This is a genomic window from Novosphingobium sp. CCH12-A3 (assembly GCF_001556015.1).
Classification (GTDB): domain Bacteria; phylum Pseudomonadota; class Alphaproteobacteria; order Sphingomonadales; family Sphingomonadaceae; genus Novosphingobium; species Novosphingobium subterraneum.
The window spans coordinates 1-21,817 of the sequence record NZ_LSIA01000123.1; the positions used below are offsets into that span (position 1 = coordinate 1).

At 61.7% G+C, this 21,817-nt stretch carries 14 protein-coding genes and 2 pseudogenes; 6 read left to right on the forward strand and 10 right to left on the reverse strand.

The window, feature by feature from the left end:
* The first annotated feature begins 167 nt into the window (after window positions 1-167).
* Together istA and istB are read left to right on the forward strand one after the other, a co-directional pair.
* Window positions 168-1,682, forward strand: coding sequence for an IS21 family transposase (gene istA / locus AX703_RS10145; RefSeq protein ID WP_041378971.1), 1,515 nt, complete (start codon window positions 168-170; stop codon window positions 1,680-1,682).
* Window positions 1,669-2,397 carry an IS21-like element helper ATPase IstB gene (gene istB / locus AX703_RS10150; protein ID WP_011950403.1) on the forward strand — a complete coding sequence of 243 codons (729 nt, stop codon included), beginning with the start codon at window positions 1,669-1,671 and terminating at the stop codon, window positions 2,395-2,397. Before istA ends, istB begins: the two co-directional genes overlap by 14 nt.
* A 69-nt stretch (window positions 2,398-2,466) precedes the next feature.
* On the opposite strand, the gene AX703_RS10155 is transcribed toward istB, so the two are convergent.
* From AX703_RS10155 to AX703_RS28875, 8 genes and pseudogenes are all read right to left on the reverse strand, one after another.
* Window positions 2,467-4,491: a TonB-dependent receptor gene (locus AX703_RS10155; RefSeq protein ID WP_062343894.1), complete on the reverse strand. Its 2,025-nt coding sequence runs from the start codon at window positions 4,489-4,491 to the stop codon at window positions 2,467-2,469.
* A gap of 277 nt (window positions 4,492-4,768) precedes the next feature.
* Window positions 4,769-6,679, reverse strand: a complete 1,911-nt coding sequence (locus tag AX703_RS10160; protein ID WP_030540404.1) for a sigma-54-dependent Fis family transcriptional regulator — start codon at window positions 6,677-6,679, stop codon at window positions 4,769-4,771.
* 257 nt (window positions 6,680-6,936) lie between these two features.
* Window positions 6,937-8,517 carry an AMP-binding protein gene (locus AX703_RS10165; RefSeq protein ID WP_049771327.1) on the reverse strand — a complete coding sequence of 527 codons (1,581 nt, stop codon included), beginning with the start codon at window positions 8,515-8,517 and terminating at the stop codon, window positions 6,937-6,939.
* A 47-nt stretch (window positions 8,518-8,564) separates the two neighbouring features.
* Window positions 8,565-9,968: an aldehyde dehydrogenase family protein gene (locus AX703_RS10170; protein WP_011950407.1), complete on the reverse strand. Its 1,404-nt coding sequence runs from the start codon at window positions 9,966-9,968 to the stop codon at window positions 8,565-8,567.
* 172 nt (window positions 9,969-10,140) lie between these two features.
* The gene (locus AX703_RS10175; RefSeq protein WP_107917704.1) at window positions 10,141-12,309 is read right to left on the reverse strand and encodes a PQQ-dependent dehydrogenase, methanol/ethanol family; all 2,169 of its coding nucleotides are present in this window, start codon (window positions 12,307-12,309) and stop codon (window positions 10,141-10,143) included.
* A 24-nt stretch (window positions 12,310-12,333) separates the two neighbouring features.
* The gene (locus AX703_RS10180) at window positions 12,334-13,236 is read right to left on the reverse strand and encodes a transporter (RefSeq protein ID WP_062343895.1); all 903 of its coding nucleotides are present in this window, start codon (window positions 13,234-13,236) and stop codon (window positions 12,334-12,336) included.
* 429 nt (window positions 13,237-13,665) lie between these two features.
* Window positions 13,666-13,983: a LysR family transcriptional regulator substrate-binding protein gene (locus tag AX703_RS10185; RefSeq protein WP_048939645.1), complete on the reverse strand. Its 318-nt coding sequence runs from the start codon at window positions 13,981-13,983 to the stop codon at window positions 13,666-13,668.
* A gap of 75 nt (window positions 13,984-14,058) precedes the next feature.
* Window positions 14,059-14,118 (reverse strand): annotated as a pseudogene (locus AX703_RS28875) (hypothetical protein); the annotation flags it as partial.
* On the opposite strand from AX703_RS28875, the gene AX703_RS27330 reads away from it, so the two are divergent.
* Both AX703_RS27330 and AX703_RS10190 read left to right on the forward strand, forming a co-directional pair.
* On the forward strand, window positions 14,109-14,378 hold the full coding sequence (locus AX703_RS27330) for a hypothetical protein (RefSeq protein ID WP_125723807.1): 270 nt from the start codon (window positions 14,109-14,111) through the stop codon (window positions 14,376-14,378). The pseudogene AX703_RS28875 and the gene AX703_RS27330 sit on opposite strands and share 10 nt — an antisense overlap.
* 156 nt (window positions 14,379-14,534) lie before the next feature.
* Entirely contained in the window at window positions 14,535-15,494 is a 960-nt protein-coding gene (locus AX703_RS10190; protein WP_030540911.1) for a zinc-binding alcohol dehydrogenase family protein, read from the forward strand.
* Window positions 15,495-15,532: 38 nt separating this feature from the next.
* Here AX703_RS10190 and AX703_RS10195 read toward each other — a convergent pair whose 3' ends face one another.
* Window positions 15,533-16,120 carry an SDR family NAD(P)-dependent oxidoreductase gene (locus tag AX703_RS10195; protein ID WP_082734528.1) on the reverse strand — a complete coding sequence of 196 codons (588 nt, stop codon included), beginning with the start codon at window positions 16,118-16,120 and terminating at the stop codon, window positions 15,533-15,535.
* 248 nt (window positions 16,121-16,368) lie between these two features.
* Between AX703_RS10195 and AX703_RS10200 the strand changes: the two genes are divergently transcribed.
* Window positions 16,369-17,826 carry a multicopper oxidase family protein gene (locus tag AX703_RS10200; RefSeq protein WP_037555777.1) on the forward strand — a complete coding sequence of 486 codons (1,458 nt, stop codon included), beginning with the start codon at window positions 16,369-16,371 and terminating at the stop codon, window positions 17,824-17,826.
* A 199-nt stretch (window positions 17,827-18,025) separates the two neighbouring features.
* On the opposite strand, the gene AX703_RS10205 is transcribed toward AX703_RS10200, so the two are convergent.
* Complete coding sequence (locus AX703_RS10205; protein WP_011950653.1) at window positions 18,026-18,586, reverse strand: recombinase family protein; 561 nt, start codon at window positions 18,584-18,586, stop codon at window positions 18,026-18,028.
* A 131-nt stretch (window positions 18,587-18,717) separates the two neighbouring features.
* Between AX703_RS10205 and AX703_RS10210 the strand changes: the two are divergent.
* Window positions 18,718-21,710: pseudogene (locus AX703_RS10210) on the forward strand (Tn3 family transposase).
* Window positions 21,711-21,817: the final 107 nt, after the last annotated feature.

Below are 21,817 nucleotides of genomic sequence, written 5' to 3' on the forward strand. Positions count from 1 at the left end.
GCCAGCTCATTCTGGCGCGGGTAAGAGGCGAGCTTGCGAAGAATCTGGCTGGGGGTGTGGATCGGCGTGCAAAAAGGACCCCGTTAGCGGGGTGATCGGCGTCTAAAAGGGACCCCTCATTTCGATGGTTTAAGCAGCCGGCTGGATTTTCAGGCGGCGAGATCGGGATGTTGATTTTGGAGACAGTGGTTCGGATTCGGCGCGAGTATGCCGGCGGCAAGGCGATCAAGGCGATCGCGCGGGATTTGCATGTGTCGCGGAAGGTGATCCGCAAGGCGATCCGGGCGCCGGAAGGCGCATTCGACTATCAGCGCAAGGTTCAGCCACTGCCTAGGATCGGGCCGTTTCAGGATCGCCTGAACACACTGCTGGAAGAGAACGAGGTGCGCGGCAGGCGCGAGCGACTGCGGATGACGCGGATACATGATCTGCTGGAGCGCGAAGGTTTTGAGGGTTCCTACGATGCCGTTCGGCGCTACGCGGCGCGCTGGAAGGCCGACCGGCGCAAGGATGCCGGCGATGGTGTCACCGCCTTCATCCCGCTGATGTTCAAGCCGGGCGAGGCCTACCAGTTCGACTGGAGCCATGAGGATGTGGAGATCGCCGGCAAGCCGATGCGCGTGAAGGTTGCGCATATGCGGCTGTGTGCATCGCGGGCGGTCTATGTCCGGGCCTATCCGCGCGAGAGTCAGGAGATGCTGTTCGACGCGCATGCGCGCGGCTTTGCTTTCTTCGGCGGCGTGCCGGGCCGCGGCATCTACGATAATATGAAGACGGCGGTGACGAGCGTGTTCACGGGGAAGGAGCGGGTCTTCAACCGGCGGTTCCTGATCATGACCGACCATTATATGGTCGAGCCCACCGCCTGCTCGCCGGCGGCGGGATGGGAGAAGGGCCAGGTCGAGAACCAGGTGCAGACGATCCGGGGCCGCTTCTTCCAACCCCGGTTGCGGTTCGCCAGCCTCGACGAGCTCAATGGCTGGCTGGAGGCCGAGTGCCAGCGCTGGGCGGAACGACAGGCACACCCGGAACAGGGCGAGCTGACCGTGGCGCAGGCGCTGGAGATCGAGCGATCGGCACTGCAGCCGATGCTGGGACCGTTCGACGGCTTTAACGAGAGCGAGCATGCGGTGACGGGCACCTGCCTGATCAGCTTCGATCGCAACCGCTACTCGGTTCTCTCGACGGTGGCGCGGCGGACGGTGCAGGTCCGGGCCTATGCCGACCGCATTGTCGTGCGCTGCGGCGAGGAGGTTGTCGCCGAGCATCCCCGCTACTTCGGGCGCAACCGCACGATCTATGACCCCTGGCATTATCTGCCGGTACTGGCCCGCAAGCCCGGAGCGCTGCGGAACGGCGCGCCCTTCCAGGACTGGGATCTGCCGCCGGCGCTGGCGCGCCTGCGCCGCAAGCTTGGCAATGGCGACGATGCCGACCGCCGGTTCGTCCGTGTGCTGTCGGCCGTGCTGACCGATGGTCTGGAGCCGGTCGAAGCGGCCGTCCGCGAGGCATTGGCGACCGGCACGGCGAGCGACGACCTGATCCTCAACATCCTGGCGCGGCGCCGCGAACCGCCGCGACCGCTCACCATCATCACCTCCGAAGACAGCGCCTTGCGCCATCCGCCGATCGCCGACTGCGCCCGTTACGACCAGCTGAGGACCTTCGATGCAGCGGCATGACATGATCGAGGCGATGCGCGGGCTTGGGCTCAAGGGCATGGCGGGCGCGTTCGACGATGCGGTCACCACCGGCCTTCAGCGCCAGCGCACCACGATGGAGATACTGACCGACCTTCTGCGCGCGGAAGCAACACATCGCCATGCTGCCTCGATCCGATACCGGATGGCGGCCGCCCGGCTGCCGGTCGTGAAGGATATCGATGCGTTCCGGTTCGAGGGCACGCCGATCAACGAGGGGCTGGTGCGTTCGCTGCACAGTGGCGCGTTCCTGCCCGCTCGGCGCAACATCGTCCTGGTCGGCGGCACGGGCACCGGCAAAACCCACCTGGCCATCGCCATCGCCGCCAATGTCGTTCGCTCGGGTGCGCGAGGCCGCTACTTCAACACCGTCGATCTGGTGACCCGCCTCGAAGAGGAGGCCAGGATCGGCAAGAGCGGCGCTCTCGCCGCCCAGCTATCCCGCCTCGACCTGATCGTGCTCGACGAACTGGGATATCTGCCGTTCGCCCGCTCGGGCGGCCAGTTGCTGTTCCACCTGATCAGCAAGCTCTACGAGCAGACCAGCGTCATCATCACCACCAACCTCGCGTTCGGCGAATGGCCCACCGTGTTCGGCGATCCCAAGATGACCACCGCGCTCCTTGATCGCGTCACCCACCATTGCGACATCGTCGAGACCGGCAATGACAGCTGGCGCTTCAAAAACCGCAGCTGATCGCCCCCACCGACCTCCGATTAAAAGATGCTTTGCGCTGCGCGCGCCTCCGGTCGGGCTCCGCCCTCCCTACGCCGCGCGCAGCGCAAAGGCGCGTGTCCGATCAACCTTGCGCCATCGTGAAAGGGGGTCCCGTTTGCACGCCGATTGACACGTCACCACCTTCTCGTCGAACAGATTTTCGCCCCGCGCCGTCAGCGCGACGCCATGGCCCAGCGGCAAGCGCGCGAGCGCATCCACGGTCAGCGCCCTGGGCAGTGTGTCGATCTGAAGATCATCCTCATATTGGCTCGACACATAATGGACCGACGCGGAGAGCGTCGGCCCCTGCGCCGGCGTCCAGGCCAGCGTCGCGCTGGCGCTGTTGCGCGGCGTCTGCGCGGGCGCGAAGCCGTCGAACGCCTTGCCTGGCGCATCGACCTCGCTGTGGCTGTAGGCATAGGAGGCCGACAGGCCGAAATCGCCCAGACGCGCGCTGGCCGTAAGTTCGATCCCCTTGGCGACGATGCGGTTAACATTCTGGCGCTGGCGGGTGTTGGTGCCGATGGTGACATTGGCGATCGCATCGTCCAGCCGGTTGTAGAAGGCGGTCGCGCCCAGGGTCACGCCGGGCAGCGGGGTCAGGTCGAAGCCCGCCTCCACGCCCTTCAGGCGCTCGGGCTTCAGCGCCGCGTTCGCCTGCGTCGTGATCGGGAAGACCACGAATGGCCGGTACAGCTCGTTCAGCGTCGGCAGGCGAAAGCCGGTATAGCCCGCCCCGCGCAGCGCGAGCGCGCCGCTCAGGCGCAGGATCGCGCCCGCCCGCCCCGAAAACTGCCAGTCGGACCGGTTGGCGTAATCGGTCGCTGTCACTGCACCGGTGCTGGCGTTGGCCTGATGATAGAAGCCGTCGCTGATCGTCCAGTGATCCGCCCGCACGCCGCCGGTCAACACCAGGCCTTCTAGCGTCCAGTCGTCCTCGGCGAACAGGCCGGTCGTCACCTGCTGCCCACCGGCATGGCGGCGGAAGGTGACGGGATTGCTGGCGATATTGGCGTCATAGGCGTCCTCATACATGTCGCCCAGCGCGAAGCGCGTATCCGCGCCCAGCCGCAGTACATGATCCGACCCGACCGGCGGGCGGATCTCGATCTTGCCGCCAAGCCCCATGGACGGCGTGTTGCGCTGGTCGAGCGACTTGCGGAAGGTGGAGGCGGAGATCACGATATTGGAAAAGTTGCGCGCCTGGATATAGGCGAGCGCATCAACCTGCCAATCGCCGCGCGAGATGAAGCGAACACTGGCGTCCTGCCCTTCGTTCGCGGAGTCCGCGCCCTTGAACCGCAGCGTCCTGTCGTCCTGAAAGATCGTGGCGCGGAACTGCAATTCGGACGTCACGGAGAGCGGCGCGACCGCGCGTAAATTGGTGGACCAGCTATCATAGGCGGCGGGCACGGTCGCCGCGACGCGCTGCGACTTTGGCGTGGTCTGGAAGCCGTTCCCCCGGTCCCAGCGCCCCGACAGCGAAACATAGCCGCCGCCTAGGTCCGGCGTGACGCTGGCCGACATCTCGGCGGCGTCATGGCTGCCATAGAAGGCGCTGGCAGCGAAATCCGGCAACTGGTCGCGCGTGGCGCTGGCCAGCTCGATCGTGCCGGCGACAGCGCCCGCGCCGAACGCACCCGACCCGCCGCCGCGCGTCACCCGCACAACGGACAGACGGTCCGGAACCAGCGCGGAGAAAGGAATATAGCCAAAGAAGGGATCGGCCACGGGCACGCCGTCCAGCAACACCAGCGTCCGGCTGGATGCATTGCCACCCAGCGCCCGCAGGGTCGCGCCCTGGTTGGACGGGTTCGACGCCCGGCTGTCCGACCGACGAAACTGCTGGGAGCCGGCGACGTTGGCCAGCACATTCTCCAGCCGGCCCGACGCATTGTCGAGCAGCCGTTGCCGGTCGATCGCCACCGATCCATAGGCGGGCGTACCGGGTGGCAGGCCCAGCCCCTGTCCCGTTACGATGATCGAAGGTGCATCGGCGCCTGCATCATCGGGGGGCTGCGCCAGCACTCCGGATGGCACCAGCAGAAGTATCAGCAGCAGATAGTCTTTCATGATGCGTCCACGCCCTCTGGAGTTTGGAGCTTTCGTTGATTGGGCCATCGCGCGTCGCACGCATGTGCCGACGCCGCGGAAACCCGGGCTTAACAGAGCTGAGTTAGATCACAGCATGCGCCGGCATGAGATGAGCAGGATATCACTCAACATTGCCCGAGCAAGTCGCAGATGCAGATCAAATCTACGTAATGATTCTCATTTATCTGTTTCGCGCAAATAACCGAAAAACCTTGCGGTAAGGCTAATGCGCAACCAACTAACACGTCATGGAGAGTTAAAATATGGTCTTAACGCCCTGCACTTCGATATTATACTTACGCATCTTACGATAAAGCGTCGGCCGGCCGACCCCCAATTGACGAGCCGTAGCGGCAATATTTCCCGCACATTGATGGAGCGCCATTAATACCGCATCCCGCTCCGTTCGTTCGAGCGAAGCCACCTCGCGCCCCACATTCGAACGAGTTTGCCTCATCTCCTCTGGAAGATGCCTTGGCGCGATCAGCGCGCTCCCGGCAGCGAGCGCGATGGCCCGACGAAGAATGAGGCTCAGTTGGCGGATGTTCCCGGGCCATGCGAAGGACCGCAGACATTCCAGTGCGTCATCCGAGAGGGAAAGTGTCAAACGATCGCCGATTTCGCGATCGACGATTTGTCCTATGAGTTCCGACAAATCCGCTCGCTCGCGTAAGGGGGGCAAGGTGACGCAGAGTCCATCAATGCGGTAGTAAAGGTCTTCCCGAAATTCGCCCGTGGCGACGAGCGCCTTGAGGTCACGATGGGTCGCACAGACCAGAGAGATATCGATCGGCCTGTCCTTCGATCCGCCCACCGGCATGACGGCCCGCTCCTGCAGAACCCGCAGAAGACGAGCCTGTAGCGAGAGCGGCATGTCCCCGATCTCATCCAGGAAGAGTGTTCCACCATGGGCCTGCTCAAATTTACCCGGAGCGCCTCCCCGGCGAGCGCCGGTAAACGCCCCTTCCACATATCCGAACAATTCGGCCTCGATCAGTCCGTCGGGAATGGACGCACAATTTACCGGCACGAACGGCCCGTTTCGCCGCGGCCCTGAGGCGTGCAGCTCCCGCGCAAGAACCTCCTTTCCAGTTCCCGTCTCGCCGGTTAGGAGAACAGGAATATCACGAGCGAACGCCAGCTTCGCGTCGCCAATGGTGTCCAGCAGGGCGGGATCGGAACAGAACATGTCAGAAGAGGCATGAGACGAACGCTTGCCCGAGGGCGGCGGCAAGAGCGCCTTACCAACCCGCATAACGTCATCTGCATGGCGGGCGAGACTGAGGTGGACGCGGATGCCGGCCGGCGTGTCTGTCACGATCGGTTCGGCATTGCGGCCGCTAAGCTCGTCAACCGCACGCGCAAAAGGCAGGTCGAACATGTGATCGAACTCTGTCGCCGAACGCGTATGCCCAAGCAGCTTGCGCGCGATCTGGTTCCCACCGAGCAATTGCCCATGTTCCGAGAAAGCGAGAACGGCAGCCAAGGGCGTGCGAAGCAGGTCAGGGTGATAATGTAACGAGACGTGCAGAGCGCCCGGAAGGTCAAGCAGCATATGATTTTCTATGGCTCGGGCGGCAACCCGCAACGCCTCGCAAACTGATGACAGATCCCTGCCGCTGCGGCAGGTGGCATTCAAGACGCCGATCAGGTCCCCGTTAACGTCGAACAGAGGAACGGCCGCGCAAGAATAGCCATGAATCTCGTCAAGGAAATGCTCGTTGGCGTGGACAATAAAGGGTTTCTGTTCCACGAGCGCGCATCCCGGCGCTCCGGTGCCGATCGCACTTTCGCTGAGGGAAACCCCGTTCCGGAAAAGACTCTCCAGTTCGCGGCACGGCCCTTCGGCGTCGCCGATCGAGCAAATGACAAATCCGCTGACGTCAAGGCAGGCCAGCACCCAATCCTGCGTGTGAAACGCTTTGTAAAGCCGTGTCATCTCCGGCATCGCATAGCGAATGAGCCGTTCACCCCTTTCTGTGGCGATCCGGCGTTCGCCAGGCGCCGCCATGTCGAACAACCTCTTGTCGGACGCGCTCAAACCCAGGCGTCTTGATCGCTCCCAGGAACGCGTGATCGGCTCGGGCACCCACTGCGACACGATACTCTCGCCCGAGAAGAAAAGATCTCGTGCCCTCCTTGTCTGGCGGACCTGTTCCAGATTCATGGATTGCCTCTCGTACCGTTGTCTTTCCGAACGGTGGGGTGCCCGGCGCCTGGACCGGACGGCGCTGATCCCTCTCTCCATTCGAACATCTTTATCGCCCGTCATGCTAGCTTGTTCGACGGACGCGAACAACCATCTCTCCTTCTCTGGAAGATCCGATCGTGCCGAAACAGATCGATGCCTGGCGATCACAAAAATGGTCGGCCAGGCGACACATGCGCCTGGCCGACCATAGTGGCTCAAGGGGAGAGGAATACTCAAGCCACCAAGCCCAGTTCAGCTTCCATCGTCTTGCGCATCTCGAACTTCTGCGCCTTGCCCGTGACCGTCATAGCGAAGCCCTCGACGATGCGGACATAGCGGGGAACCTTGTAGTGGGCGATCTTACCCCGGCAGTGGGCAATCACATCGTCGGCGCTCAGCCGATGGCCGGCTCGCGCTATGACCCATGCGCAGACTTCCTCACCAAATTTAGCGTCGCTGACGCCAAAGACCTGCACATCGACGATCAACGGGTGGCCAAGCAGGAATTCCTCGAGCTCGCGCGGATAGATATTCTCGCCGCCCCGGATGATCATGTCCTTGATGCGGCCGGTAATGCGAACATAGCCCCGCTCATCCATCACCGCGAGATCGCCCGAGTGCATCCATCCTTCCGCGTCGATGGCATCGTCGGTCTTTTCCGGATCGTTCCAATATCCCTGCATCACCGCATATCCGCGCGAGCAATATTCGCCCTGTTGGTTCACCTGCAATGTCTCGCCGTTCAACCCTACGATCTTTGCTTCGGCATGAGGGTGGACGCGGCCCACCGTCGCCACTCGCTCTGCGACGGGATCGTCTATCGACGTCTGCGTCGTCAGGGGACTGGTTTCGGTCATGCCATAGCCGATAGTCACCTCGCGCATGTTCAACCGATCCATGATCTGCTCCATCATGGCCGCCGGGCAAGGGGCGCCCGCCATGATCCCGGTGCGCAAGGACGAGACGTCGAACTGATCGAGGTCCGGATGGTTGAGGATCGTGATCAGCATGGTCGGCACTCCGTAAAGCGCCGTACAACGTTCATCTCGCACCGCCTCAAGTGTCATCCGCGCATCATAAGCCTCTCCGGGGTAGATCATCGCAGCCCCGCTCGTCACGGATGCAAGATTACCCAGGACCATGCCGAAGCAATGATAGAGCGGAACCGGAATGCAGATGCGGTCCTTGACGGTGAGATTGATGGTTTGTCCCGAAAAATAACCATTGTTGAGAATGTTGCGATGCGTAAGCGTTGCCCCCTTTGGAAAACCCGTCGTGCCGCTGGTGAATTGTATGTTGATGGCATCGTCCGGTCGCAGACTTTCCGATGCCGCGCCCAGCAGCAGGGGATCCGCCGACACGCGCAGTTGCTCCCAAGGAATGAAACCGTCATGTGCCTGCTCACCAAGCGAAATCACCAGGCGAAGGTCAGGTAAACTACGCGTCCCGATCTCGCGTAGCATGGCGATGTAGTTACTGCTTTTGAAGGCAGATGCCGTCACCAGCACGCTGCAGCCGACCTTTGCGAGCGCATACTCGATTTCGCTGACACGATAGGCAGGATTGATGTTTACCAGGATCGCGCCGATCTTGGCGGTCGCGAATTGAATCACGGTCCATTCGGCGCAATTGGGCGCCCAGATGCCGACCCGATCGCCGCGACGCACCCCATGATCGAGCAGTCCGCACGCGACCCGTTCCGCTTCGCGGTTCAGTTCCTGCCAGCTCCAGCATATATTCTGATGCCGGGAAACCAATGCCAGTTCACTCCCCCAGCGCCGGGCAGCCACCGATAGGGCTTCTCCCAGCGTCATCTCCAGCAGCGGAACATCAGCCGCGCCTTTCGCAATTGAGAGCACGGTCACCTCTTGATGTTGATCACTTGGAGCTGCGTATATTCGGCGAGGCCCTCGACGGACTGCTCGACACCCAGGCCGGAATTTTTGAAGCCGGCCATGGGGATGTGCGGGCCGATCGCGATATGCTGGTTGACCCACATCTGACCGCTTTCGATACGCTCGGCGATCGCCGCGGCGCGCTCGACATCTTTCGACCAGATGGATCCACCCAGGCCGTATTCGGAGGAATTGACGCAGCGTACCACGTCGTCCACATCCGAGAAGGCGATGACCGGCAATATGGGTCCGAATTGCTCTTCATCCACGATCGTATGGCCGTCGCTGATATCCCGGACGATGGTCGGTTGGATGAAATAGCCGGCTCGCTCCATGGCTTCGCCACCGGCGATGATCTTGCCGTCGCGCCGGGCCGCCTCCAGGAATCCCTTCACCTTTTCAAATTGCGCGCGGTTCTGGATCGGACCGATATTCGTTCCCTGCTTCAGTCCGTCATCGACGACGGCTTCCTGCGCCAGCCTTGCCAATTCGTCGCACATCGCCTCGTAGATCGATTCATGCACATAGGCCCGCTTCACCGCCAGGCAGACCTGTCCGCAGTTGAGGAACGCGCCGTTGAAGATCGCCAGCGCCGTCTCACGCACATCGACATCCTCCAGCACGATGGCCGGATCGTTGCCGCCCAGCTCGAGCGTGACGCGCTTGAGCGTATCAGCGCTGCTCGCCGCGATCCGCTTGCCGGTGGCGGTCGAACCCGTGAAGCCAATTTTGGCGACATCCGGATGGGCGGTGAGATGCGGCCCCAGGTCATTATCGTCGGTGATGATGTTGACCACGCCCGCCGGGAAGATGTCTCGGCACAGCGCGCCTAATGCAAGGGCGGTGACGGGCGTGGTAGGGGCCGGCTTCAAGATGATGCTGTTTCCCGCCAGCACGGCGGGACCGATCTTCCAGCAGGCGACGAGCAGCGGGAAGTTCCATGCGATGATCCCGACGACCACGCCTAGCGGCCGATGCTTGACGACGATATGGGCCTGCTCATCGTCCTGTATGACCCGGTCGGGAAGCTCGAGAGTGGCGTAGTGCCGGAGATATCCTTCCGTCCACGCAACTTCCCCCTGGGCCTCGGCAAAGGGCTTGCCCTGTTCTTGCACCAGCAGGCGCGCGAGATTGTCGCCATCGGCCGCGATGGCATCGGCAAGCTCGATGAGCTTGGCCTGGCGCTGCGCGAAGGGCGTCTCGGCCCAGCCGGGATAGGCTGCCTTGGCGGCTTTGATGGCTTCGTCGGCCTGAGCCGCTGAAGCGCGCGGCACGGTCACGAACGCTTCGCCGAGTGCGGGGTTGATGACCTCGAGCGTGCCATCGCCCTCCACGAGTTGGCCCCCAATCAGCAACTTATAATCAGACATGCTTGTCTCCAGCCACATACGTGGGAAAATCGAATATGCAGGGCATCCAGAGCGCCCCATGGTCGCCGGTCTTCAGTCCTGACCGGCGCAAGCGTTTGTCGCCGCCTTTTCACAAAGGATCGGATGACCGGCGGCGGGCGCCGAAACCGCCGGTCATCCTCTCTAAGCGAGCCTATTTTTTCGGTTTTGCGCTCGCGGCAGGTTGTCCGCGCACAGAATCTGCAGTGCCTTGAATGAACGCCTTGAGCTTCTTGACGTCCTCTGCGGTAAGCTTGCCCTTGAAATCGGGCATACCCTGCTCGGCCATCGCACCTTCGAAAACGAACGCTTCAAGATTGGCGATCGCCTCGCGGGGCGCATAACCCAGGTTGGGCAAATTGCCTCCCTTGTCGACGCCAGGAACGCCATGGCAGAACAGACAGTTGCTGACGTAGAGTGCGCCTCCAGGAGCGACGTCCTTCTTGTCATAGGGCACGCCCGAGAGCAGTTCCCCCTGCTCATATTTTCCGAACTGCGGCAACGGCGCCTTGCCGCCGATGACGAAGGTGTAGACCGTACCAGGCGAACTGCGGTCGGTAGCGCGCTGGGACTCACCGAAAACACCGCCCCAACCCACCGCAATCGAGACATACTGCTTGCCATCGATCTGGTAGGTGATCGGAGCCGCGATGACGCCACTGCCTACCGGCGACTCCCACATTTTATGGCCGTTGCGCGCATCATAGGCTACGAAATGCCCATCTGCGGTTCCTTGGAACACCAGATTCCCCGCTGTGGTCAGCGTGCCACCATTCCACGGCGAAACTTGTTCCTGACTCCAGACTTGCTTCTGGCGCACCGGGTCCCATGCGATCAGGCGACCGAAGGGTTTGGCCTTCGTCGCCGCGCCTCCCAGCAAACTGCCTGTGTTCCAACCGATGCCGCTCATGGGCTGGCCTGGAATGTTGGAGCGATATTTCCATTTCGGATCGTCCGCCAGCGAAAGCGGCACATGCTGCGCGGGAATGAACGCCAGCCCCAAAGCCGGATTGAACGACATGGAATGCCAGTTGTGCCCGCCAAAAGGACCGGGAATGATCTCATAGGGCGTGGCCGAGCGGACGCCGGGCAATTCGATAGGCCTGCCCGCCTTGTCATAGCCCGAGGCCCAGTTCACCGGCACGAAATTCTTCGCGGAGATGAATTTGCCGTTTGTCCGATCGATGACGAAGAAGAAGCCGTTCTTGGGCGCATGCAGGATCACTTTGCGCGGCGCGCCGTCGACCGTCATGTCGGCCAGGATCATATCCTGCGTCGACGTGTAATCCCAGTTGTCCCCCGGCGTCTCCTGATAGTGCCAGACATATTCGCCGGTATCAGGATTGAGCGCGACGATCGATCCGAGATAGAGATTGTCGCCGCCCTTGGGACTGCGGCGATTGCGCGACCAAGGCGCCCCGTTTCCGACGCCGATATACATGAGATTGAGCTGCGGATCGAACGCCATGCTGTTCCAGACGGTGCCGCCACCGCCCGCCTCCCAATAGCGTCCGCTGGGGTCCCAGGTCTTGGCGGCGGCTTCCATCGCCTTGTTCTCAAACGGCTTCGATGGATCTCCCGGGACCGTGAACCAGCGCCAGAGCTTCTTGCCCGACGACGCATCATAGGCGGTGATATAGCCACGCAACCCCAGCTCCGCGCCACCGTTACCAATGATGACCTTGCCCTTGTACACACGCGGCGCGCCGGTGATGGTGGCTGGCGAGTCCGGCGATAGTCTGGTGTCCTCTTCCCACAATTTGGCGCCGGACGCCGCATCAAGCGCGATGAGACGACCATCGAAGGCTCCGACGAAGACTTTTCCCTCATAGACGGCCACGCCCCGGTTCACGACGTCACAGCACCCCTTGCCGCCCGCGCTGCGCGGCACTTGCGGATCGAACGTCCACAACTGCTTCCCCGTCCGTACATTGATTGCATGCACGACGCTCCAGGATGCTGTCACGTACATGATCCCGTCCACAACAAGCGGCGTTGCCTCTACGCCGCGGGTCGAGCCCAGATCATAGGTCCAGGCCAAACCCAGTCGGGCGACATTGTCAGTGGATATCTGGGACAGCTTGCTGAAGCGCGTTTCCGAATAGTCGAGGCCGTAGCTGGGCCATTCCTCGGAAGTCGCAGCGTTCTTGACAATAAAGTCACCGTTAATTTTCCCGGCGATTTTCGAGGTATCGACGGGTGCCCGGTTGCTCGCTTCGTTCGACCGCGAGCAACCACTCAGTGTCGTACCCAGCAAGAGGAAGCCCGCCCCCACAAGGGCCATTCGCCCCGGCTTTCCCCGCCCGAAAAAGATGATCGACATGTCTTTGTTCTTTCTCTCAAATACTTAGAAGACCTTCAGAAGACGCAAATTGAGGCGGTTCGATTCCCGAAATCCGCTCCTCACCGAAATGTCGCGGCCGTAGGTGGCGAGCAATTGCACGGTCTTCGCCGGAAACCAGGCCATTCCGACATTGCCCTTCCAATTGCTCGCTTGATCCTGCTGCCTGATGCCATCGATCCTCGTCTCGCCACCCGTGACGAACGAGCCGCCGACGCGGAAATCGAGGTTCGGCTTGAGCTGATAACGGGCGAAAGCCTGGAACTGCCCGCTTGCGGATTGCGTCAGACGCGCGGAAGACGAGCCGAAGTCGTTATTCTTGCCATAGAAGGTCACGTCGCCGACGAGGTCGATCGAGATCTTGGGCGTGACCCCCTTAACGAAGCCGCCCTGGAGCACGAACTTCCAACGGTTCTCGCCCAGGTTCAGGGGGCGGGTGCGATCATATGATCCTGTCGGCACATAGACGAATGGCGTGATACCGAAATAGGTATTGCTCTTGGGCTTGTTCACCAGCCAAACGGTGGCTGCGAGGATAAGATCGCCGGCCGCGCCGCCGCTTTTACCCAAAGCGTGCGTATCGCCCTTCCCTTCCAGCTGACCGAGCGGAAGCAGAAACTGCGGGTCGACCGTCAGGCCGGCAATGTCCATATAGTGAACTCCGCGCAGAATGAATACGGTCGAGTCCAATCCGGGATCACCCGGCTGCTTGTCGCCCTTGGCATAGATGGCGTCGCGCTCGGCAAATTGCGCATAGACAATGGCCAGATTGGATCCCGGCGGCAGTGCGACATAGTCGCCGGCATCAACGTCGGTCGCCCATGCCGCCGTGCTGGCCATCGGCGTACACAACGCAACGCCTCCCCACAGGGCCGCCTTCAAAAGCGAACCTTTATTGAGATTACCCATTATCCTCTCCCTCCATTATATCATAGTTGGTAACCCCTAAGCACAAAGCGTGCCAAATCGGAGATTGTCCAATCTGCTGGAAAATGACCACGGTTGGGGGAACGCGTCTCAGCTAACTGTAACGAAATAGAACAGGTGTATTCGGACACCCGTATCGTCAGGTTTCACCTTGGCAGATGGATCAAACCGAGAGCTTCGGCATCCAGGCCGATCAAAACAGGATTGCTATCTCTCCTGTCATATTTGCGAGGAGCCATCCGCCGATATTCCGCCCGACAAGCAGCACGTCGGACGCGAGCCAAGGCAATTTCGGACTGGCGTGAGCAAATCTTGTTGTTCGGCCAGAGGCTTTCGCAATGGAGATCACGACCACCCACGCGTAGGCCGTTTCTCGACCCCTTGCCGCAGGTCGAGGAACGGACCTATGGATCAGCAAAATGCGCGGACCATTGCGCTCGTGATGGACCTGGACCCACGGACGTGATTATCGATACCTTTTCGTTCGGCATCATCAGCGAAGGCGACGTCGAGCGTTCCCATGGCCACGTTATGGCTTGTCCTACTCGTCGTATCTTCCGTGAGGGTGATGTTCACCGATGGAAATAGAGCTTTAAACTGACGCAGCACATCACCAAACAACCCGCCGGTGCGCGATGATGTAACTCCGATGCGGACTTGCCCCGCCTCCCCACTGTCGACAGCAACTGCGTAACGAGCGGCGAGATCTAATTGCTGGGCGCCGGCCATTGCCCGTTCCAAGAAGGCAGCGCCTGCCGTTGTGGGCGAAACACCAATTCGACTTCGCTTGAACAGGGGAACGCCTAATCGGTGCTCAAGATGCTGAATGCGTCGGCTGAGTGACGATTGGGACAATGCCAGCATCTCTCTCGCTCATCGAAACTGCCAGTTTCCGCCGCCGCGATCGCGCAGCGCAGATTTCGCAGATCCAAGATCATATTCGGCAAACATCACTCCCCCATGCCAATATCCGCTTCGGACGGCCGCGTTTTGTGCCGGAGTTTGGCGTTGCCAACACCGTCTCGGTAGTCCCGCGTCCTGAAAACTCCGTCGCCGATAGGGGAACACTGATGACAGCAGCTGCGCACGCTGAGGAAGCACCTAACTCCACCGATGGCGATTGATGTCGGCGGCAGCGCTCCTGATTATGCAACACAGATGCACGTTCGCCGATGCTACCGGATCGTGATCGGCAGTGCCACATGCAGATAAATTTGCGTTCCGGTCCCAGCAATTCCTACGCAACCGCCTCGGTCCGTCGCGCATCGAAAGGAACGACGATGAAAGCGGCTGTCTACGATCATAACGGTCCACCGGAAGTCCTTCGCTACACGGACGTGCCCGACCCCAAAATTCGTTCGCGGGATGTCCTGATCCAGGTCGAGGCGATATCCGTTGAGGGCGGAGACCTGATCAACCGTCGCAGTTCGCCGCCGGGGCACCCCGCATATGTCGTCGGCTATGCCGCAGCGGGCACGGTGGTGGCGATCGGTGACGCGGTCACGGACCGCAAGCCCGGCGACCGAGTTACCTCATGGGGCTTGGATGGATCCCACGCCCAACTCCGCGCAGTTCCGACAGATCAGACTTGGCTGCTGCCCGCAGGCGCAGGCGTAGCAGAAGCCGCGGCGATCCCGATCGGCTTCGGAACTGCCCATCATTGCCTGTTCGCGAGAGGGCGGCTCTCAAGCGGAAGCTCCGTCCTCATCCAAGGTGCAGCGGGGGGTGTCGGGGTCGCGGCAGTACAGCTCGCCCGCCAGGCCGGCGCGACCGTAATCGCCGTCGCTAGCGGTGAGGATCGCGTCCGCAGCGTCATCGAGCTCGGTGCATCGCGTGTAATCGACCATAACGTCGAATCGGTCGTGGACGTGGTCCGTGACCTCACCGGCGGCCGAGGCGTTGACCTCATCGTCGATCCGGTAGGTTCCACCTTGGCGACATCCCTCGCCGCGCTCCGCGACGAAGGAGTCTTGGTGTCCGTGGGCAATGCCGGCGGCGGGGCTCTGACAGTGGATTTTTGGCCAGCGGTGCAGCGAAATCAAACGGTCATCGGCGTATTCATGGGAACCGTCCTGTCACGTGCAGCGGTGCGCCAAACCATCGACATGATGCTCGCCGACGTTGCGAAAGGCAGTCTCACCGTGCCAATCGACAGAAGGTTTCCGCTCGCCGAGGCAGGGGCCGCCCATCGGTATGCCGAGGACAACAAGGTCCTCGGCCGTATCGTGCTGATCCCCTGACGCCGATTTCGCGCCCAACCGCTACCGAGCGCCCGCTGTCAGGCGATCGCGCCCGCGTCGGCGGTCAAGGTGGCGCCTGTAATTACACTCGCCGCGGGACTTGATAGAAACACGACCGCATTCGCGATTTCACTCGGCTTGGCGAAGCGGCCCAGAGACGTCAAACTCCGTTGGAAATCTGCCGCCGGGCCGTCTGCGGGGTTCGCGTCAGTATCCACAGATCCGGGCTGCACGAGGTTCACGGTGATGCCCTGCGGCCCGAGTTCACGTGACAACCCGCGAGTGAAGGACGTAAGCGCGGCCTTGGACATCGCATAGGCCGTTACGCCCGGAAATGGGACGCGTTCGCCGAGCCCCGACCCAATCGAGATTATGCGCCCCCCAGCGGAGAGATGCGGAATGGCGGCCTTCGCGAATAGCACTGGTGCTCGCACGTTGACGTCCATCAGCTTCTGATACTCGGCCACATCGAGGTCGGCGATCAGACCGGAATGGCCGATCGCCGCGCTATTGACGAGAATATCAAGACCACCGAGCGCCGAGACGGCCTCGCTCACGGCGCGCGTGATCGCATCCGGGTCTGCGCTATCGGCCTGTATCGTTCGCGTCTGCCGCCACAGATCAATCTGAGGCCGACACTAATTGAGATGGGGGCTGGCCTCAGAAACCTGACGACTGCGGTCCGCAGGCTCATCGGAGGTCAGCCCTTGTTGTTGCAGTGGCGATGAGTCATGAAAGTCATGCATCAGCGTGTAGGTCCGGTCCCTTGCGGGATCGGCACGGGCACACCGAATTTTCGACTAGTCGAGGCGAATTACATACCCCTATTAACGGCTCCACTCCCACCGTGTCTTGTTGCAACATATTGATTAGTATGCCGATTTTCGAGAACGCCGATAGGTCCACAACCACCGCTTGCTCGCGCTCCACGCCGGGCCTCGGCGGGGGAGGTGCAAACCCGCTTCCGATGCCGCCGCTGTTGGACGCACGGCCTGGCCGCTCATTCGCGCTACGGGTCCAGTCCGGAACGACTTCATTTTATCCAGGCCGGCCGAGTGACACGCTCGGGTATAATGGCAGCTATCTCGGACCGACGATCAGGGTGCGCCGTGGCGACGACGTGGCGGCTGTCGTGACCAACGGGCTCAACGCGGACACGACTGTGCATTGGCACGGGCTTCTGATCCCCGGAGAGCTGGATGGCGGCCCCCATCAGATCATCGCGCCGGGCGCGACCTGGCGGCCCACGCTCCCGATCCGGCAGCCCGCAGCGACCCTCCTTTATCACTCACACGTCCATGGGTTGACGGCCGAGCAAGTCTATTCGGGCCTGGCTGGGGCGTTGCTGGTAACCGACGACGAAGAGCAGGGCCTGGGGCTCCCGTCAGAATATGGCGTGGACGATCTGCCCCTGCTCATCCAGGATCGCCAGTTCGAAAATGGTCGCCTTGTCATGCCAGGCGGCATGATGGTCGCCATGCAGGGCCGGCGCGGCGACACGATCCTTGTGAACGGCGCGGTGAATCCGCTGGCGGCGGTGCCAAATCGGTTGGTTCGCCTGCGGCTCGTCAACGCATCGAACGCGCGGATTTATGAGCTGTCGTTTTCCGATCGGCGGAGCTTTCACTGGATCGGAACCGAAGGGGGGCTGCTCGAACACGCAGTGGCATTGGAAGCCATAACCTTGGCGCCGGGCCAACGTGCCGAGCTTCTCGTGGACTTCACGGACGGTAGGTCCGCCTCGCTGGTGACGGCGGCTGATACCAACAGCTCGATGATGGGCGGCATGGGTATGATGGGGCGTGGCGCCCGAAGGACCGATGCCGCGGCACCAGCGACCGTGCTGCGGTTTGAACCACGGCCGTTGGGACAGGCTCGTGCCAGCGGCGTCGTGCCGACCCTTCTGGCATCACGAACTGGGCCCGACGCCAGCAAGGCGGTGCGCCGTCGCCGTCTGAGCCTCAACATGGGCATGGGCGGCATGATGGGCTCAGGAAGCGGCGGTGGCGGCCTTACGATCAATGGCAAGCCATTCGACATGAATCGCATCGATGAGACGGTGAAGCTAGGCTCCACCGAAATATGGGAGGTGTCTGGCGAAATGATGCGCCACCCGATCCATATTCACGGCGTCCACTTTGATGTTCTCACCCGCGGTGGCGGGCAGCCCGATGTTCTCGACCAGGGGCCGCGCGACACGGTCCTCGTCAAGGAACCGGTGGAGCTTCTCATCCGATTTGATCAGCCGGCCAAGAGCGCTCCCTTCATGTATCACTGCCATATCCTTGAACATGAGGATAATGGAATGATGGGCCAGTTCAGTGTTGCGTAGGCGTAGGCTCCCACTTCTGGAGAGTTTATGCAGCGCCTACCGTCCAACAGGAGAGCAAGGTTGCCAAAAAGAGCTTTCGCCACATTTCTGCTCGCGGCAACGATGCTGACCGGCGGCACCTCGCTAGCTGCACAGGATAATCTGGTTTATCCCGTAATACCGGGATTTGGGTCGTGCGGCTGAGCGGAACAGGAAAGTGTCATAAGGCACTGTTTGGCTCGATACAGCGATAGATGGTGGCCGGGTGAACGTTGAAGGTCCTTGCGACGGCGCTAATGGACTTACCCTCGAGAACGAGTTGGCGAGCGAGCTCCGCCTGATCTGGGCGCATTTTCTTTGGGCGTCCGAAGCTCACACCGCGCGCCATCGCCGCCTTTCGCCCCTCCTCGGTTCGGCTCAATATGAGAGTCCGCTCGAACTGGGCGATCCCAGCGAATACGGTCATGATCATCACGCCAGACGGGGACGTGGTATCGGCCCAAGGTTCATCAAGCGATTGTAATCCTGCCTGCTTTTCCTTGATGCGTTCCGCGATGTGCAGGAGTTCGATGGTGGATCGCGCCAAACGATCGAGGCGGGCGACGACGAGAACATCGTCTTTGCGCAGGTGACCCATCAGCTTTTCAAGCTCGGGCCGGCCACGAGCGGCCCCCGATATTTTCTCTTCGAACATCATTTCACAGCCCGCCTCCGAGAGCCGACCGCGCTGGATTTCCAAGTTCTGATCCTCGGTGGAAACGCGCGCGTAGCCGAGCTTCATGCGACTGCTCCAGATATTGTGCGAAAGTTACTGCAAAACAATTTTGTTTCGCACATATGTTTTGCGAAGAAATTCGCCTTGTTTATCGGCATGGGCCGTCCCCTTCGCAAAAGTTGAAAGTTTCGCACGGTATGCCCACCCGTCACCTCACTGACGCCCAGCGTCAGGGCTTTGCCCGCTTTGATGGCGAACCGTCGGCCGATCAACTCGCGCGATATTTCCATCTGGACCAAACTGATCGCGACCTCATTGGAACTCTGCGCGGCGACCACAATCGGCTCGGCTTTGCCGTGATGCTGACGAGCGCCCGGTTTCTGGGCGCATTTCCAGTCTCGCCCGCCGAGATCCCAGCGTCGGTCCTGGCGGCCGTGATCGAACAACTCGCTCTTGAACCCGGCACGGACGTGGACGCCTATTTTGCGGGAAGCCGACGCATCCGGCACCTCGCGCTCATCCGGACGCACTGCGGCTTCACGGACTTTGGCGACAACGCGGTGGCACGTTTCCGGCTGACCCGATGGCTCTACGCCCTTTGCTGGAGCGGCGACGATCGGCCCGGCCCCCTGATTGATCGAGCTGCGGCCTGGCTGATCGCCAACAAGGTGCTGCTGCCGGGCGTCACGGTCGTCGAGCGCCTGGTTGGCAGGATCCGCGATCGTGCGCGGACCAGGCTTTGGCGCCATCTGGTCGCCAGCTTGAGCGATGACCAGCGCGTGCGCATCGCCGCGCTGTTTGACGATGGCGACACATCCACGTTCGCCGCCCTGGACGCGCTCCGGACCGTTCCCTCCAAGCGCATGCCGACCGAACTCTTCCGACACCTTGATCGGCTCGATGCGGTCCGGGCGTTCAATCTGCGGCCGGCGCCACCGCGGGGCGTTCCGCGCGGGTAGCGCGCGTCGGCAAGCCCTCGGCCATCGCCGCCCTTCAGGAGCCTCGTCGAACCGCGACCGTAGCCGCGCTCTTCCATACGCTCGAAGCGGCGGCCCAGGACGACGCCGCCGAGCTGGCCGAGGCTCTGCTCGCCGACTTGGTGAAAGGGGCTGAAGCCGCCGACAAACAGGCCCGCCTGCGCAGTCTGCGCGATCTCGATGGCGCCGCGATGCTGCTCCACGCAATGGGTCTGTTGGTTTTGACCGACGACGCCCTGCCCCTCAATGAATGGCGAGATGTGCTCTTCGAGCGGTTGCCCCGTCCCGACATCGAGGCCGCCATGTCCAAGGTGGAGGCGATCGCCAAGCCCGCGGAGACCAAGCCCTATGATCAACTGCGAACAAAATGGCGGAGCGCCCGGCGATTGTTCTTTGAAATCGCTACCCGCATCGAGACCGACGCTGCCCCAGGTGGCAAAAACGTCAAGGCCGCGATCAGCTACCTCAAGGGCGTGGACGACTGGTCCTCTCTCGTCAAGATGCGCGGCGCACCGATCGCTGCGGTCTCGAAGGCGTGGAGGCAACATGTCCTGGATGACGATGGCAGGATGCGCGACCCGAAGGCCTATGTCTTCGCGATCATCGATGCGTGGCGTCTGGCGATCAAGCGTCGCGATGTGTTCGCCAAGCCCGGCATCCGATACGGGGATCCCCGGCGCGGGATGCTCGAGGGCGAGTCCTGGCACAATTCCAGGTTGATGGTAGCACGCGCCCTGGGCCGATCTCTGGAAGCCGACATTGAGATTGACGGTCTCTCCCGCCTTCTCGACGAGGCATATCGACATGTCGTTGCGCGCGCCGGCGACAATCCGGACCTGCGTTTTGAGACGGTCGCCGACAAGATGGGGATTGTGGTCACGCCCCTCGACAAGCTTGATGAACCCGAGAGCCTTCGAGCACTTCGCGCCGCCGTCCAAACGCGCATGCCGAAGGCCGGAATGCCCGACATCTTTCTTGAAGTCATGGCGCGAACCGGATTTGCCAAGTCCTTTACGCATCTGAGCGAGCGTCAGGCCACCGTCGAGCACTTCGAGATAAGCCTGTGCGCGACCCTGGTCGGCGGCGCCTGCAACATCGGTCTTGAGCCGATCGTGCGCCCGGAATTTGCGGCTCTGCGTCGCGACCGTCTTTCTTGGGTCGGTCAGAATTTCATTCGGCCCGAGACCATCGCCGCGGCCAACGCCGCGATCGTTTCCGCTCACAGTCGTCTGGATATCGTCCAACATTGGGGCGCAGGCGAGGTGGCCAGCGCCGACGGCATGCGTTTTGTCGCTCCGTCGAGCGCCATACACGCCGGGCCCAACCCCAAATATTACGGCCAGGAGCGCGGCGTCACTTGGTACAACATGATTTCCAATCAGTTCAGCGGTCTGACCGGAGCGGTCATCCCCGGCACGTTGCGCGACAGCCTGGTCGTCCTGGCTCTCCTGCTGGAGCAGGAAACCGAGCTCGATCCTCTGGAGATCATGACCGACACCGCCGCCTATTCCGACGCCATTTTCGGTCTGTTCTGGCTCTTGGGCTACCGGTTCAGCCCCCGTCTGGCGGACATCGGCGACGCCAAACTCTGGCGTATCGACCGCCAGGCGAGCTATGGGCCGTTCGATCAGACCGCCTGGGGCAGGGTTAAAATCAATCTGATCCGGGAAAACTGGTCCGACCTTATCCGCTTGGCCGGATCGCTCAAGCTCGGCCACCTCAAGGCCGCAGGCGTCATGCGAATGCTGCAGGTCAAAGACCGCCCAACAACGCTGGCCAAGGCCCTGTCTGAACTCGGCCGCATCATCAAGACGCTGCATATCCTGCGATACATCGATGACCGGCCGTTCCGGCGACGAATATTGTTTCAGCTCAACCGGCAGGAATTGCGCCACAAGCTCGGTCGGCGCGTCCATCACGGCGATCGGGGCGAAATCAGAAGCCCTCTGCGTCAGGGCCAAGAGGAGCAGCTTGGGGTCCTCGGTCTGGCCCTCAACTCCATCGTCCACTGGAACGCTGTCTACATGCAGGAAACCGTGCGCCAACTCAGCGAGGCCGGGACGCCGCCGCTGCCCGCCGATATCGCTCGGCTCTCGCCGATATCTTGGCGTCACATCAATTTCCTCGGCCGCTACGACTTCTCCGTGCCTGACGCCGTCGCAAACGGCGGCCTCAGACCGCTACGCCAACCTAATTCCGAATGGGACTTTTGAAAGGAAATAATGCCCCTTACGACACTTTCCTGTTCCGCTCAGCCGCACGACCCTCTATAGGCTGTACCGCCCTAAAAACGTACCTATCGTGACCGAGGACAACGGAA

Coding starts and splice junctions, on each gene's coding strand:
- AX703_RS10160 (WP_030540404.1), bottom strand. CDS start 6,679: ATGAATCTGGAACAGGTCCGCCAGACAAGGAGGGCACGAGATCTTTTC.
- AX703_RS10170 (WP_011950407.1), bottom strand. CDS start 9,968: ATGTCTGATTATAAGTTGCTGATTGGGGGCCAACTCGTGGAGGGCGAT.
- AX703_RS27330 (WP_125723807.1), top strand. CDS start 14,109: ATGCCAGCATCTCTCTCGCTCATCGAAACTGCCAGTTTCCGCCGCCGC.
- AX703_RS10200 (WP_037555777.1), top strand. CDS start 16,369: ATGCCGATTTTCGAGAACGCCGATAGGTCCACAACCACCGCTTGCTCG.
- AX703_RS10185 (WP_048939645.1), bottom strand. CDS start 13,983: ATGGCCGGCGCCCAGCAATTAGATCTCGCCGCTCGTTACGCAGTTGCT.
- AX703_RS10165 (WP_049771327.1), bottom strand. CDS start 8,517: ATGACGCTGGGAGAAGCCCTATCGGTGGCTGCCCGGCGCTGGGGGAGT.
- istA (WP_041378971.1), top strand. CDS start 168: ATGTTGATTTTGGAGACAGTGGTTCGGATTCGGCGCGAGTATGCCGGC.
- AX703_RS10205 (WP_011950653.1), bottom strand. CDS start 18,586: ATGAAGCTCGGCTACGCGCGCGTTTCCACCGAGGATCAGAACTTGGAA.
- istB (WP_011950403.1), top strand. CDS start 1,669: ATGCAGCGGCATGACATGATCGAGGCGATGCGCGGGCTTGGGCTCAAG.
- AX703_RS10175 (WP_107917704.1), bottom strand. CDS start 12,309: ATGTCGATCATCTTTTTCGGGCGGGGAAAGCCGGGGCGAATGGCCCTT.
- AX703_RS10155 (WP_062343894.1), bottom strand. CDS start 4,491: ATGAAAGACTATCTGCTGCTGATACTTCTGCTGGTGCCATCCGGAGTG.
- AX703_RS10180 (WP_062343895.1), bottom strand. CDS start 13,236: ATGGGTAATCTCAATAAAGGTTCGCTTTTGAAGGCGGCCCTGTGGGGA.
- AX703_RS10190 (WP_030540911.1), top strand. CDS start 14,535: ATGAAAGCGGCTGTCTACGATCATAACGGTCCACCGGAAGTCCTTCGC.